Origin of the sequence: Marinobacter sp. (assembly GCF_034669625.1) — a bacterium.
Lineage (GTDB): Bacteria > Pseudomonadota > Gammaproteobacteria > Pseudomonadales > Oleiphilaceae > Marinobacter.
Genome location: NZ_JAXMOY010000006.1, coordinates 213,913 through 228,756 on the forward strand (window position 1 = coordinate 213,913; position 14,844 = coordinate 228,756).

Consider the following 14,844-nt stretch of genomic DNA (forward strand, 5'->3'; position numbering starts at 1 on the left):
CATGCCCACTCATACACGCATCCGTATGTTCAACACCAAAGACACCTACCCCAACCAGTCTCTGGATAATGATCTTTGCCAAGCTGTCCGTGCCGGCAATACCGTTTATGTTCGCGGTCAGGTCGGCACCGACTTTGAGGGCAATCTGGTGGGCCTCGGCGACCCTCGCGCGCAGACCGAGCAGGCAATGAAGAACCTCAAGCAACTGCTGGAAGAAGCCGGCTCCGACCTCTCCCATATTGTCAAAACCACCACCTATCTCACCGATGCCCGCTTTCGCGAACCGGTTTATAAAGAGGTCGGCAAGTGGCTCAAAGGCGTGTTTCCGATCTCGACCGGGCTTGTGGTTTCGGCTCTGGGCCAGCCGCAATGGTTGATGGAAATCGACGTGATCGCCGTAATCCCTGATGACGAATCCACCGTTTAACACCACTGTCCTTTTTAACCGGAGCTACCATGTCCACTGCACAGGCACACGACTTCGCGACTGCGGCTACGCCATTGTCCGAACCACGCCCCGAAATTGCCGTCCGACTGGACGGCGTGCTGAAACGTTTTGGCGATTCCATTGCTCTGCAAAAGGTCTCTCTGAAAATTCATGAGGGCGAATTCATCACATTACTGGGGCCATCCGGCTGCGGCAAAACCACGCTGCTTAACCTGATTGCTGGCTTTGTTGAAGCCGATACCGGCGAAATTTTCATCGACAACCAACTGGTTACCGATACCCCACCCTATCAGCGCGAGATCGGCATAGTGTTCCAGAACTATGCACTGTTTCCACATATGAGCGTCACCAAGAACGTGGGATATGGACTGCGCATGCGCGGCGTGCCTAAGGCCGAGATCAACGAGCGGGTAGCCCAGGCCCTGGAACTGGTAAAACTCCATGGATATGGCGAACGCAAGCCCAGCGAGCTGTCCGGTGGCCAGCAGCAACGGGTGGCTCTGGCCCGAGCTCTGGTGATCCGGCCCAAGGTGCTGCTGCTTGACGAGCCCTTCTCCGCCCTGGACAAAAATCTGAGGCTATCGATGCAGATCGAGCTGAAGGAGATTCAGCGCAAGCTTGGCGTGACCACCGTATTCGTCACACACGACCAGAGCGAAGCCCTGAGCATGAGCGACCGGGTTGTGGTCATGTCGGCCGGGCATATTCGCCAGATCGGCGACCCCGATACCATCTACCGGCGCCCTGAGGATCCATTCGTGGCCAGCTTCGTTGGCGACGTCAATATCTTGCCCGGTCGTTACATGAGCCACGACGATCAGGCCACTTTGGAAATCAGCGGCAACTCTCTGCGTCTTCCGAAGGAACGGGTACAGGCCAAGGTGGGTGACCGTCTCGACATCCATGTACGTCCGGAAAACATCCAACTAGACAACCTCGGCCCTCACTCTCTCTTGAGCGCAACGGTAGTGGCTCATGCTTTTCAGGGTGACCATGTGGATATCCATCTGCATGTGCCCTCGCTGGGGGACTCTCGTCTGTTTGTACGTCAGTCTGGCCTTAACTCGCTACGCCGCTGGCCGGTCGGCGCTGTCGCCGGATTAACTTTTGATGACGAAGGCGTCTGCGCCTTCACCGCCGCTGATCAAACCTGAAACGGAACCGTCCCATGCGACGTAGCTTAAAAATGCAAACCGGATCCAACACGGAGCCTTATCAGCCATGAGCCAACGCCCCGCAACCATGAACGCCGTCATTGCCCGTGAGCCCGGCGGGCCAGAGGCTCTGCATTCGGTTGAACGTCCTCTACCACAGCCGCTGGCTGATGAAATGCTGATTCAGGTCGCCGGTGCCGGAGTCAATCGCCCGGACCTGATGCAACGCGCAGGCATGCCGCCGCCCCCCGGCGTGACCGATATTCTTGGTCTGGAAGCAGCAGGTACCGTCGCAGCAGTCGGTGCGGATGTCACTGACTTCGCACCGGGCGATGCTGTAATGGCACTTCTCAGCGGTGGCGGCTACGCCGACTTTTGCACCGCCAAAGCCGCACATTGTCTGCCAGTACCGAAAAATCTGCCGCTGGAGGTCGCCGCTGGCGTACCGGAAGCCGCCTTCACCGTCTGGCACAACCTGTTTGAGCTTGGCCGTCTGAAAGCCGGCGAGACGCTGTTGATCCACGGCGCTGCGAGCGGCGTTGGCAGCTTTGCGATTCAGTGCGCACACGCCGCCGGCGCCAGAGTAATTGCCAGCGCTGGTGGTGATCAGAAGATCGCCGCGCTCAAGGCGCTGGGCGTCTGGCGAACGGTTGACCGCCATAAAGAAGACTTCGTCGCAGCGGTGGCTGAATGTACCGAAGGCCGCGGCGTCGATGTGGTGCTGGATAACGTTGGCGGCAGCTACGTAGCCCGTAACCTCGCCTCGATGGCAGCAGGCGGTCGCCACGTCAGCCTGTCATTTCTGCTGGGCGCTAATGTCGAGGTAGACCTGTTGCAGGTAATGCAAAAGGGGCTGACGCTCACGTCCTCAACATTGCGCCCAAAAAGCGATCGGGAAAAAGCCCGGCTGGCCGCCGCTATTCGTGAGCAGCTTCTGCCTTGGCTGGCATCGGGTCAGGTCAGCCCGCTGATTCATGCTCAACTGCCACTGAATCAAGCCGCCGAAGCCCACCAGATACTGGAAGACAACGCCAATATCGGCAAAGTGCTACTGACAGTGCAACCTCACTAGCACACCCACAGGCCGCCCGTAATGGAGTTTTCATGTTTCAATTGTATTACGCATCGACATCCCCGTATGTTCGCAAAGTGATGGCTACAGCCCATTATCTGGGACTTACCGATCAGATCGAAAAACTCGAATCTGCGGCCCATCCGGTCAATCGTGATGACCGTATCGCCCGTTTCAACCCGCTGGCCAAAGTGCCCGCCATGCGCACGGACGACGGCATCCTGCTCTACGACAGCCGCGTAATCTGTGAGTATCTCGATGCTCAGGGTGGTCACAAACTGATCCCGGCCAATGGAAATGCTCGCTGGATTTGTCTGGCCCAGCAGGCGCTGGGCGATGGCCTTCTGGATGCAGCAATTCTGGCCCGCTATGAGCTGATCGTGCGCCCGGAGGAAAAGCAGTGGGAAGTCTGGCGTCAGGCTCAGTTCTCCAAGATCGATGCAGCGCTGACCGAGATCAACACCCAGGCACCGCAACTCAGCCGCACACCCGATGATCTAGGACTGATCACACTCGGCTGTGCTTTGGGCTACCTGGACTTCCGCTTTCCCGAATTGGACTGGCGCGCCCTCCATCCGCAAGCGGCTGACTGGTTCGCCGAATTTGATGAGCATCCTGCCATGCTCGAAACCCGTCCATTTACCTGATTGATGGAGCCTCAATGAGCCCTACCGTATTCTTTCTCAATGGCCCCAATGCCAATCTCTATGGTCTGGACAAGAATGGTACTTATGGCAGCGAAAGCTTTGCCAGCATCGAAACCGGATGCCGGCAACATGCCGAGAGTCTTGGCCTAGAACTGGCGTTTCGCCAGAGCAATCACGAGGGGGTGCTGGTGGACTGGATTCAGGAAGCTCGCCAGTCCGCAGATGCCATCATCATCAATGCGGCCGGTCTGACCTACAGTTCGGTCCCCATACTGGATGCGCTGCTTGCATTTGAGGGCCCCATCATTGAGGCTCACATGAGCAACATCTGGAAGCGCGAGACCTTTCGCCACCACTCCTATATATCCAAAGCCGCCACCGGCGTGATCGCAGGGCTCGGAGCGCGCGGTTACCGCCTGGCTCTGAGTGCTGTAGCCGAGCTACTGGAAGAGGCTTCATCATGACCTCAACGCTGGTATTCTACAGTCAGGTCGACAGTTTTGATGACTGGAAAGCCCTGCTGGCACCGCGGTTACCGCAGTTGCGCATCTGCCGCCCGGAGGAGGTAGAAGATCCAGACAGCGTGCATTATGTCTTGGCCTGGAAGCCGCCACACGGCTTCTTTGTGCATTACCCGAACCTGAAACTGCTAATCAATCTCGGCGCCGGCGTTGACTCCTTAGTCAATCGCGACGACTTGCCAGCCGTACCTATCACACGCATATCCGATCCCGACATGAGCCGAATGATGGCCAGCTACGTGCTGTTTGCCGTGCTGCGCCATGCTCGCGACATACCCGCCTTCGAGCGCGCGCAGCGCGAACGCCGCTGGCACTACCTGCATCCGCGCCTTCCGGAAAGCGTGCGTGTTGGCGTACTGGGGCTTGGCGAGCTAGGCACCTTCGCGGCCAAAGAACTGTCTCGTCAGGGGTTTGATGTACGCGGGTGGTCACGCTCACCCAAACAACTGGAGAATGTCATCTGCGTAAACGGAATGGAGCGTCTGGACGAGTTTCTCGCCAACAGCGACATTCTAGTGGTGATGCTACCGCTGACCGCACAAACCCGAGGGCTGCTCAACGCAGACCGGCTGGCACTGCTTCCAAAGGGTTGCTGCTTTATCAACGTCGCGCGTGGCGCACTGGTCGATCAACAGGCGTTGACCTCGGCACTCGCCAGCGGTCAGATCGGCGAAGCCACACTGGACGTCTTCGATCGTGAGCCGCTTCCACCGGAAGATCCGCTTTGGGCCATGGAAAATGTGCTGATCACGCCTCACCTCGCATCCGTTGCCATTCCGGCTTCAGCGGCACAACAGATCGCTGACAATATTCAGCGACTGGATCGTGGTGAAACCGTGTTGCACCAGATCGATCCAGCCCGCGGTTATTAATCGAATCAGGCCACGCCCTTGAGCGATCGAACCGTATGTGGATGTGGATCAAAGAAACTAGGCGCGGCCATTCCGGGAATGTACTGCTCGGAAACAAACATACGGCAGCGTTCGGCAAAGGCATTCACCACCCGTGAGTGCTGAACATTTTTCAACGTTACATAGCCCAATCGAAGTGACTGATGATCACCAGCCAGGCGCAGGCGGATCAGCCGTTTGCCATCCTGGGACAGATTGGCCTTGGGACGAACATTGGCAATGCTGTAGCCCACACCGTTGGCTACCATCGCGCGAATCACCTCCAGGTTGCTCGATCTCATGACGATATTCGGCGTCACGCCAGCCGGGCGGAACAGACTGAGGAAATAGTCTCGGCTGCTGGGAATATCCAGCAGTACCATCGGATGCGTCTCAAGATCGTTTATCGTCACCGCCGACAGGTTTGCCAGTGGATGATTCTCTCCGACCATGACATACGGCGGTAGTCGGGCCAATGGATGGAACTCAGTATCGTCACTGGAGACAAGGTCATAGGTCAGAACGATGTCCACCTCTGCATTACGCAATTTTGATAACAGCTCCTCGTGATCACCTTCAGCCTGGCTAATACGAACGCCGGGGAACGCACGTCCGAAACCGACTACCAACTCCGGCGTCAACATTGGTGCCAGTGATGACATGCAGCCTACTCGCAGCGGACCACGCACCGTATTCAGCGACTCCGACGCGATGGTGTAGAGATTGCTCATCTGATCAAGAATCGTCTTGGCTTCTTTCACGAGCTCTCGTCCGACCAACGTCAGTGAAATGCCTTGGGCATGGTGACGGACGAACAACTGCACACCCAGTTCTGATTCGATATGGGTGATGGCTGCCGAGATCGACGGTGAGGAAACATGGATACGTTCCGACGCACCCTGAATACTTCCCGCTTCACCTGAGGCAACAAAGTACTCGAGCTGTCGCTGAGTTATTCGACTAAGCATAACGGCACTCCAAGAATGGACAACACATACACATAGGCATGAAGTTTAAAAAGGCTTTAGCAAGGATCACGCCATCGATTAATGGCCTCTAGCGAACACCCGCCCGCTGCCTATAAGGATTAACAGAAACCCCGCCAAACAGCAGTAAATGGCTACATCAGGAATTCCGACGCAGAAGAACGGCAAAGCCTGTTTTACCCATCGCCCCCGCCATTACATTATTGATCCGCATCAAGACACTTTGAGCCATGCCCCATAGCAGGGCGACGAACATCAGTAGAGAGCATGAACTGCACAGTCAGACAGCCTTCTCTTTGCAGCAGACCTATAACGCTAAACGTTGTACCACCCATTAGGAGTATCAACATGCTACGTAAAACCATTGCACTGTCCCTGTTGAGCGCCAGCTTGATAGCAACAAACGCCAATGCAGCCGACAAGCTCATCGTCAGCACATGGGGAGGAAGCTTCAAGGAGCTGATCGACAAAGCCATTGGGCAAGAGTTCACGAAGCAGACCGGTGTTGAGGTCGAATATGTGACCGGTGGCACCATCGACCGATTGAACAAGGCTAAGCTGGCAGGCACCGCCGAGAGCGATGTTACATTCACCACCTCCCATGTGGGCTGGCTCTACACCAACGACGGCCTGTTTGAAGAACTCGATATGAGCAAGATCCCCAACGCCAGCCACCTGGTGGATCAGGCCAAGCTCAGCCCGAGCCACATCGGTGCTTGGGGTTACGTTTATACCATCGGCTACCGCCCGGAAATGATTCCTGAGGGCATCACCTTCGACAGCTGGAATGACCTGTGGAGTCCGGAACTGGAAGGTATGATCGCCTTCCCGGATTGGGACCCAAGCCACATCATTGCCGTCTCTGCCAAGCTGTCCGGTACAGACGCCGAGCATTGGGAACAGGGGCAGGACAAGCTCAAGGCACTGGTTCCTAACATCAAAGCTTTCTACACCAATGATGCCAACAGCCAGCAATTGATTGCCACTGGTGAAACCTCTGTTCAGCTGCTGCTGTCGATGAACGCCTACCACATGATGGACGAGGGCGTGGACATCGAACTAGCAATGCCCAAAGAAGGCGGAGTGCTGGGCGTCGATGCGATGGGTATCAACAAAGGCACCGAACACGCCGACCTTGCCTACCAGTTCATGAATATCGCTCTGTCCCCTGAGGTTCAGGCCAATATCGCGAAAATCAACCGCGGCAGTCCAGTTGTGGACAATGCAGAGGTGGATCCCGAGATCGCCAAACTACCGGGCATGTTGACCACCCCGGCACAGTGGGGTGCAACTCTGGACACCGATGCAAAACTCCGTGCCGAGAAAACCGCCGAATGGCGCAAATGGTTTTCGGAAAACATTATGGCGCACTAAGCCCAGGATCTGGCGCGGAGCTCTGCTTCGCGCCCTTTCCGCAGTAAACCCATATTTCAGCCATGCCTGATGGTCCTTGTTCTTACGGAAGCCCCATGACTCATAGACCCGCTTTTGTCCCCTGGTTCGTGCTACCTTCAGTTCTGACAGCACTCGGCCTGATGGTCGCGATGCTGACCGTGCTTCAGTACAGCATACGCGCACATATTCCCGGCTCACTGGACGTTGGCGGGTATACCCTCAGCAACTTCCAGGACCTGTACAAAAGCATCTATATCAACGCCTTTGTGAATACCGCCTGGCTCAGTATCAAGACGGCATTCTTCGGACTTCTGCTCAGTTATCCACTGGCCTACGCTCTGGTACGCACTCGTTCCGGCTGGATGAAATCCACCATTCTGATCATCGCCATCACCCCTTTGTTTCTGGGTGAAGTGGTCCGTACCTATTCCTGGATCATCGTTCTGGGCAACAGCGGATTTATCAACAGCGCCCTGCTTGCCATCGGTCTGATCGACAAGCCACTACAACTGATGTTCACCCAGACCGGCGTGGTATTGGCCCTGGTTCACGTCACGATGCCCATTATGGTACTGATGCTGGCAACCGGACTTTCCCATATCGATCCGGCATACCGACGTGCTGCGACCAGCTTGGGGGCAGGCCCCGTTCGCGCCTTTCTAACCATCACCCTGCCGCTGTCACTCCCCGGTATTGTCGCCAGTCTTACCACCGCTTTTGCCTGGACGTTCAGCGCCTTTGCGACACCACAATTGATTGGCGGGGGTAAAGTCAGCACCGTTGCCACACTGGTGTATCAGCTCGGATTTTCATCGTTGAATTTCCCGTTTGCCGCCGCTCTGAGCATCGTCGGTCTGATACTAACCGTGTTGCTGCTGGCCACATTTAAATGGATGACCCACTCACTGCAACGTGTCGGAGCCCACTGATATGACCAGTTCACAATACGAAAAATGGTTGGGAATTTCTGGCCGTCTACTCGTGCTACTGATTCTGATGTTCGTACTACTGCCAACGCTGGTAGTAACACTCTCCTCGTTCAGCAGCACATCCGTGCTGTTCTTCCCGCCCAAGGGCTGGTCGCTACGCTGGTTTGAGCGGGCCATAAGTTACAACGACTTCAAAGAGGGCTTTTACGCCGGACTCATTGTCACCGCCTGGGCATCGACACTTGCGGTAGTGATTGGCACGACCCTGGCCATTGCGATCACCCGCTACGAATTTCGATGCAAGCGCATGCTCGAAGCAATATTGCTGTCACCGCTGTTCATTCCTCATTTCACTATTGGTCTGGGGCTACTGATGCTGGTCGCCCAGCTCGATCTGGGGCGCGGATATCCGCTGGTGATCTTCTGCCATATCTTGCTGGTGTTACCGTTTGTGCTGCGTAGCCTGTTTGTGTCATTACACAATCTGGAACAACGTCTTGAGCATGCCGCGGCCAGCCTGGGCGCATCGCCGCTGCGTGTGGTGTGGACAGTGACCATACCACTGATGATTCCCGGACTGTTCGGTGGTTGGCTGTTTGCGGCAATCCTATCATTCAACGAGTTCACCGCGTCGATGTTCGTGACCACACAAACAACACAAACCCTGCCGGTGGCCATGTACAACTACGTGCGTGAGTTTGCCGACCCGACGCTAGCCGCAATTTCAGTAATCTACATCGCCGTCACGGCCACCCTACTGATCTTGGCCAATCGCTTTTTGGGTCTGGGACGGGTGCTGAATGTGGAAGCTTCACGCTAACACAGAGGAGTACCCGAATTTCGGTAATTTTTAATACCCCCCCCGGCGCCATAGCCATACCTATGGCGCTCAAGTGGAATAGAAAAGGATAGACATATATGACTTTTTCAATCGTCGGGCGATGCGCCAAGACAGGTCAACTCGGTATTGCGATCAGCTCCTCCAGCATCGCAGTGGGGGCACGCTGCCCCTGGCTCAGCGCCGGTGTCGGTGCCGTTTCCACACAGAACATCACACTGCCGTCGCTGGGTACGGATGTGCTCACGCTGCTGGAACAAGGTCTGTCGCCCGAACAAGCTCTGAGCAAGGCAATTTCCGGCGATGCATACAGCGCTTATCGGCAGGTGACGGTACTTGATCATCAAGGTAATGCCGCTCACTTCAGCGGCAGCGAAACGCTGGGGTGCCACGCCGCCGTTGAAGGGACCCAATGCGTGGGCGCCGGCAATATACTGGCGAACGAAAACGTCATCAGCACCTTGGTAGAAACCTTTGAGAACAGCGAAGGCGATCTGGCAGACCGACTGATCGCAGCCATGCAGGCAGCGGCTTCGGCCGGCGGCGAGGCCGGTCCTGTGCACTCCGCCGCGATGATGATCGTGGACGAAGTCGAATGGCCGGTGGTAAATCTGCGTGTGGATTGGGCAGACGAGAACCCAATTGATGTGCTGGCCCAGCTCTGGGACGACTACAAACCGCAGATGCAAGACTATATCACTCGCGCCCTCGATCCTACCGAGGCCCCTAGTTACGGTGTTCCCGGAGCCGGATAATATGAACAGCAAAGAGATTTTGTCGAAGCTTATCGCATTCGATACCACCAGCCGCGAGTCCAACCTTAAACTGATCGATTTTGTTCATGACTACCTCCATCAACTCGGCGTGTCCTGCGAGCTGATTTTCAACGAGGAGCGGAGCAAGGCAAACCTGTTTGCGACGCTGGGTCCGGATGATCGACCGGGAATCGTGCTGTCCGGTCACACTGATGTAGTGCCGGTGGATGGACAGAACTGGACTTTCGAACCGTTCAAACTCAGCGAACACGAGGGCAAACTATACGGCCGTGGCACAGCTGATATGAAGAGCTATATTGCTTGCGTGCTCGCCGCCGTCCCCAAGCTGTTGAAAGAAGCTCCGCTTAAGGTACCCGTACATATCGCCCTATCCTACGACGAAGAGGTGGGATGTTTGGGGGTCCGGAGTTTACTGGAGTCACTGGAGCAGCGCGCCAATCGACCGAAACTGTGCATCATCGGCGAACCTACCGAATTAAAGCCCGTGCTGGGTCATAAGGGCAAGCTGGCCATGCGCTGCGATGTCTATGGTGCGGCTTGTCACTCGGCCTACGCACCCGAAGGTGTCAATGCGATCGAGAATGCTGCCGAGCTCATCGGCGAGCTAAAACGTATTGGCACGGAACTTCGCAATCCGGAGCTGTGCGATTCCCGCTTTGATCCGCCATTCAGCACAGTGCAGACCGGAGTCATCAGCGGCGGCAGGGCGTTGAACATCGTCCCCGCCAATTGTCGCTTCGACTTCGAAATACGTGCTCTTCCCGCACATAACCCAAAAGAGGTTGCGCAGCAATTGGAGCAATACGCCTTTGAGCAAGTGTTGCCGAAAATGCAAGCCGTGGATGCCAGCTCCGATATTCAATTTTCAGAATTGTCATCCTATCCGGGACTGGTCACCAATGCTGAAAGCGATGCGGCCCGACTGGTTGCGGAAATCTGTGGCTCCGAGGAGTTCTCGACCGTTGCCTTTGGTACCGAAGGTGGACTGTATGATGCGATCGGCATCCCTACGGTAATCTGCGGCCCGGGCAGCATGGATCAAGGGCATAAGCCGGACGAATTCATCACCATCGAACAACTCGAAGCCTGTGACGCGATGCTGGCACGACTGAGCAAACTACTGCGCGCCTGATCTGCCTCAATCAAATATTCATCCTCCGCTGAACGAACAAAGTAAGCGGCGTCTTTAAGGCTGCCGATCTTTCGACCTGCTCGGGGAAACCGGAAAACACGGTTTGTTTTTTCCTAAGCTCTGGCTTCGAATTGCATGATGTTCAACAGCGGCAGCTTTGCTCAGACTTTACCTGTCGACGCGAGATGTATTGTGAGTTTCTTGGCCTTCCCGAGCAGCTAGCGATACCGAGCACATCGGCCGAATTGTCAGGAGCAACCACCTTTAGGATATTCACATGTCAGTGGAAAAAATTAACACGTTAGTTATCGGTGCGGGACAAGCGGGAATTGCCATGAGCGAACACCTGTCCCAGATGGACGTTCCCCACGTGGTGCTGGAGCGCAGCCGGATCGCGGAACGCTGGCGTTCAGGGCGCTGGGATTCACTGGTGGCTAATGGTCCCGCCTGGCATGACCGTTTTCCCAGCCTGGAGTTTGAAGGAGTGGACCCGGAGGCATTTCCTCCGAAAGAGCGTGTGGCGGATTACTTTGAAGACTATGCGAAAATGCTGAATGCTCCTATTCGCACCGGCGTTAATGTCACCAAAGTTGTAAACAACGAGGGCCGTCGCGGCTTTACGGTGACCACCTCTGAAGGCACCTTCGAAGCCGACAATGTGGTGGCCGCTACCGGCCCGTTCCAGCGCCCCAGATATCCGGATATCATTCCCGAGAGCAGCGGCATCCATCAGCTGCACTCCTCTAGCTACAAAAATCCGGAACAACTGCCCGAAGGTGCCGTGCTGGTCGTGGGAGCCGGCGCCTCCGGTACTCAAATCGCTGAAGAGTTGCGGCAGTCCGGCAAGAAAGTCTACCTCTCGGTCGGTGAGCATTATCGCCCGCCCCGCTCTTACCGCGGCCGTGACTATGTCTGGTGGCTCGGAGCCCTGGGCCTGTGGGATGAAGTCAAGATCACACCGAAAAAGCAGCATGTGGCGTTTGCAGTCAGCGGCTACGAAGGTGGCCGTACCGTGGATTTCCGCCGACTGGCTCATATGGGTGTCAACCTGGTAGGAATCACCAAATCCTGGAACGAGGGCGTGCTCGAATTCCGAGAGGGTCTGACTAAAAATATCGCCGACGGTGACGAGGCTTATTTTGATGTTCTGCGTGAGGCCGACGCCTACATCGAACAGAACGGGCTCTCCTTCCCGACAGAACCTGAAGCCTGGGAACTGCTGCCAGACCCTGACTGCCTCAAACAGCCAATCCTTAGCCTGAACGCCGAAGAGGCTGGTATCACCACCGTTTTGTGGGCAACAGGCTTCGAGTTTGATTACAGCTGGTTGCAGGTGAATGCGTTCGATGAAAACGGTCAGCCATTCCACAAACGTGGCATCAGCGCCGAAAGTGGCATCTACTTTCTCGGCCTGCCGAACCTGGTCAACCGCGCCTCCTCATTTATTTACGGCGTTTGGCATGACGCAAAATACATCGCCGACCACATCGTCATTCAAAACGGTTACATGAATTACAAGAAGCCTTGAGCTCCCACTAAAGGCGATCGCACCAGCCCGTCACACACAAGCCGCTGTATCCGCATGATTTAGCGGCTTGTTTTTATCCACGCTTCAAAAGGTAGCGCCAATCTATGGCTGAGATCACCTGTATTGAAGACTTGCGAGTGCTGGCGAAAAAACGTGTGCCCCGCATGTTCTACGATTATGTCGATGGTGGGTCCTGGACCGAATCCACTTATCGCGCCAACGAAACGGATTTTCAACGTATCAGGTTTCGACAACGCGTGGCCTGCGACATCACTCGGCGCACGACCGAAACGACCATGCTGAACCAACCGGTCTCCATGCCGGTTGCCATTGCACCAACCGGCCTGACCGGAATGCAGCATGCCGACGGCGAAATCCTCGCTGCACGGGCAGCAAAGTCCTTCGGTATCCCCTTCACCCTATCAACCATGAGCATCTGCTCCATTGAAGCAGTGGCAGCAGCAACGGGGCAACACCCCTTCTGGTTTCAGGTATACGTCACCCGGGATCGTAGCTTTACCGCCGACCTGATTGAACGCGCACGCCGCGCCAAGTGCTCGGCACTGGTTGTCACCATGGATTTGCAGGTGTTCGGGCAACGGCACAAGGATATAAAAAACGGGCTGTCCATCCCGCCAAAACCGACCCTGAGCAACATCCTGAACATTGCCTCCAAACCCAGTTGGTGCATGGGCATGCTCACGACCAAAAACCGGCAGTTCGGCAACATCGTTGGTCATGCCAAGGGGGTCGACAATATCGCATCACTGGTGGATTGGACTGAAGAGCAATTTGATCCAACCTTGTCCTGGAAAGATGTCGAATGGATCAAAAAGCGTTGGGGCGGCAAGCTGATCGTCAAAGGCATTCTCGACCCAGAAGATGCCCGGCGTGCAGTTGAAGCCGGTGCAGATGCCATCGTTGTCTCGAACCATGGCGGCCGACAACTGGACGGCGCCCCCTCTTCCATCTCCGCGCTACCCGCCATTGTCGACGCCGTTGGTCAGCAAGTTGAGATCCACCTCGACGGTGGCATTCGCTCCGGCCAGGATATTCTCAAAGCAACGGCACTAGGTGCAAAAGGAACCTACATCGGCCGCGCCATGCTCTATGGATTGGGAGCCCTTGGCGAAAAGGGAGTGGCGACAGCACTGCAGATCATCAGAAACGAACTCGACCTTTCCATGGCATTTTGCGGTAAAACCGATATACAAAACGTCGATCAAACAATTCTTTTCAAGGATGATCGGATATCGAATTGTTAAGCGTACCGCTGCAACTTGTCGCGGGCACTGGAATTGAAAATGCGTTTCGGAGGGGGTATTCAAGGCGGGAAATCACAGCCCCGGGCAAGACACCCGGGGCTGCTGCACAGCAGGCTTACTTAACCTTAGGGTCCAGCTCGCCAGCCTCATAACGCTCGAACATTTGTTCGAGGTTAAACGGCTTGATTTTGCTGGCCTGGCCGGCACAGCCGAAAGCTTCGTAACGAGCAACACAAATGTCGGTCATCGCTACCATGGTGGCCTTCAGGAATTTACGCGGGTCAAACTCGGCTGGGTTCTGCGCCATGAAGCGACGAACCGCACCGGTGCTTGCCAAACGCAAATCGGTGTCGATGTTCACTTTACGCACGCCGTGCTTAATGCCTTCAACGATTTCTTCAACCGGTACACCGTAGGTTTCCGGAATCTCACCACCGAACTCGTTGATCACTTTCAGCCATTCCTGGGGCACAGAGCTGGAGCCGTGCATTACCAGGTGGGTGTCCGGGATACGGGCATGGATGGCTTTGATCTGGTTGATCGCCAGAATGTCGCCCGTCGGCGGACGGGTGAACTTGTAAGCACCGTGACTGGTACCGATGGCGATGGCCAGCGCGTCTACGTGGGTTTTCGCCACGAAGTCTGCGGCTTCTTCCGGGTCGGTCAGCATCTGTTCCATGTCCAGAGTGCCTTCGGCGCCAATGCCGTCTTCTTCACCGGCCTGGCCGGTTTCGAGAGAACCCAGGCAACCCAGTTCGCCTTCTACAGAAACACCACAAGCGTGCGCCATTTCTACAGTACGGCGAGTCACGTCTACGTTGTATTCGTAACTGGTCGGGGTCTTGCCATCTTCACCCAGTGAGCCGTCCATCATGACGGAGCTAAAGCCTAGCTGGATGGAGCGCTGGCAGACTGCCGGGCTGGTGCCGTGGTCCTGGTGCATAACGACTGGGATGTGCGGCCATTCTTCGATGGCGGCCAGGATCAGGTGACGCAGGAAAGGCGCACCGGCGTATTTACGAGCACCAGCAGAAGCCTGAACAATAACCGGGGAATCGGTTTTGTCGGCGGCTTCCATGATGGCGCGCATTTGCTCGAGGTTGTTTACGTTAAAGGCTGGCACACCGTAACCATGCTCGGCGGCGTGGTCCAGAAGTTGCCGCAGCGATATCAGGGCCATGGGTTGTCTCCTTCGTTAACTTTTGATGTTGGGATTCTGCTTTCGCCGCCCTTATCTGGCGGCTCGTTAAAACTTACTGACCG

At 55.9% G+C, this 14,844-nt stretch carries 15 protein-coding genes; 13 read left to right on the forward strand and 2 right to left on the reverse strand.

The genetic code is table 11. The features are described from left to right. The first annotated feature begins 1 nt into the window (after position 1). The 6 genes from VOI14_RS07935 to VOI14_RS07960 all read left to right on the forward strand — a co-directional run bounded on the left by VOI14_RS07935 (position 2) and on the right by VOI14_RS07960 (position 4,714). A complete protein-coding gene (locus VOI14_RS07935) occupies positions 2-427 on the forward strand; it encodes a RidA family protein (RefSeq protein ID WP_323751500.1) in 426 nt (141 codons plus the stop codon). 29 nt (positions 428-456) lie between these two features. After that, positions 457-1,602 carry an ABC transporter ATP-binding protein gene (locus VOI14_RS07940; RefSeq protein WP_323751501.1) on the forward strand — a complete coding sequence of 382 codons (1,146 nt, stop codon included), beginning with the start codon at positions 457-459 and terminating at the stop codon, positions 1,600-1,602. A 67-nt stretch (positions 1,603-1,669) separates the two neighbouring features. After that, the gene (locus VOI14_RS07945) at positions 1,670-2,674 is read left to right on the forward strand and encodes an NAD(P)H-quinone oxidoreductase (protein WP_323751502.1); all 1,005 of its coding nucleotides are present in this window, start codon (positions 1,670-1,672) and stop codon (positions 2,672-2,674) included. A gap of 32 nt (positions 2,675-2,706) precedes the next feature. Next, positions 2,707-3,321, forward strand: coding sequence for a glutathione S-transferase (locus VOI14_RS07950; protein WP_323751503.1), 615 nt, complete (start codon positions 2,707-2,709; stop codon positions 3,319-3,321). A 14-nt stretch (positions 3,322-3,335) separates the two neighbouring features. Further along, positions 3,336-3,785: a type II 3-dehydroquinate dehydratase gene (locus VOI14_RS07955; RefSeq protein ID WP_323751504.1), complete on the forward strand. Its 450-nt coding sequence runs from the start codon at positions 3,336-3,338 to the stop codon at positions 3,783-3,785. After that, a complete protein-coding gene (locus VOI14_RS07960; protein WP_323751505.1) occupies positions 3,782-4,714 on the forward strand; it encodes a glyoxylate/hydroxypyruvate reductase A in 933 nt (310 codons plus the stop codon). Before VOI14_RS07955 ends, VOI14_RS07960 begins: the two co-directional genes overlap by 4 nt. A 5-nt stretch (positions 4,715-4,719) precedes the next feature. On the opposite strand, the gene VOI14_RS07965 is transcribed toward VOI14_RS07960, so the two are convergent. Then, the gene (locus VOI14_RS07965; protein WP_323751506.1) at positions 4,720-5,700 is read right to left on the reverse strand and encodes a LysR substrate-binding domain-containing protein; all 981 of its coding nucleotides are present in this window, start codon (positions 5,698-5,700) and stop codon (positions 4,720-4,722) included. Positions 5,701-6,066: 366 nt separating this feature from the next. Here VOI14_RS07965 and VOI14_RS07970 point away from each other — a divergent pair, with 366 nt between their 5' ends. The 7 genes from VOI14_RS07970 to VOI14_RS08000 all read left to right on the forward strand — a co-directional run bounded on the left by VOI14_RS07970 (position 6,067) and on the right by VOI14_RS08000 (position 13,581). After that, positions 6,067-7,092 carry a polyamine ABC transporter substrate-binding protein gene (locus VOI14_RS07970; RefSeq protein ID WP_323751507.1) on the forward strand — a complete coding sequence of 342 codons (1,026 nt, stop codon included), beginning with the start codon at positions 6,067-6,069 and terminating at the stop codon, positions 7,090-7,092. Positions 7,093-7,187: 95 nt separating this feature from the next. Continuing rightward, positions 7,188-8,042, forward strand: a complete 855-nt coding sequence (locus VOI14_RS07975) for an ABC transporter permease (RefSeq protein WP_323751508.1) — start codon at positions 7,188-7,190, stop codon at positions 8,040-8,042. A 1-nt stretch (position 8,043) separates the two neighbouring features. Further along, entirely contained in the window at positions 8,044-8,862 is an 819-nt protein-coding gene (locus VOI14_RS07980) for an ABC transporter permease (protein ID WP_323751509.1), read from the forward strand. A gap of 98 nt (positions 8,863-8,960) precedes the next feature. Further along, positions 8,961-9,635 (forward strand): DUF1028 domain-containing protein, encoded by a 675-nt coding sequence (locus tag VOI14_RS07985; RefSeq protein ID WP_323751510.1) that lies wholly within the window; start codon positions 8,961-8,963, stop codon positions 9,633-9,635. A gap of 1 nt (position 9,636) precedes the next feature. Further along, positions 9,637-10,788 carry an acetylornithine deacetylase gene (argE, locus tag VOI14_RS07990; protein WP_323751511.1) on the forward strand — a complete coding sequence of 384 codons (1,152 nt, stop codon included), beginning with the start codon at positions 9,637-9,639 and terminating at the stop codon, positions 10,786-10,788. A gap of 277 nt (positions 10,789-11,065) precedes the next feature. Then, positions 11,066-12,316 (forward strand): NAD(P)/FAD-dependent oxidoreductase, encoded by a 1,251-nt coding sequence (locus VOI14_RS07995; RefSeq protein ID WP_323751512.1) that lies wholly within the window; start codon positions 11,066-11,068, stop codon positions 12,314-12,316. A gap of 104 nt (positions 12,317-12,420) precedes the next feature. Beyond that, positions 12,421-13,581 carry an alpha-hydroxy acid oxidase gene (locus VOI14_RS08000; protein ID WP_323751513.1) on the forward strand — a complete coding sequence of 387 codons (1,161 nt, stop codon included), beginning with the start codon at positions 12,421-12,423 and terminating at the stop codon, positions 13,579-13,581. Between the two features lie 115 nt (positions 13,582-13,696). On the opposite strand, the gene fba is transcribed toward VOI14_RS08000, so the two are convergent. Next, positions 13,697-14,761, reverse strand: a complete 1,065-nt coding sequence (fba, locus tag VOI14_RS08005) for a class II fructose-bisphosphate aldolase (RefSeq protein WP_323751514.1) — start codon at positions 14,759-14,761, stop codon at positions 13,697-13,699. Positions 14,762-14,844 lie beyond the last annotated feature (83 nt).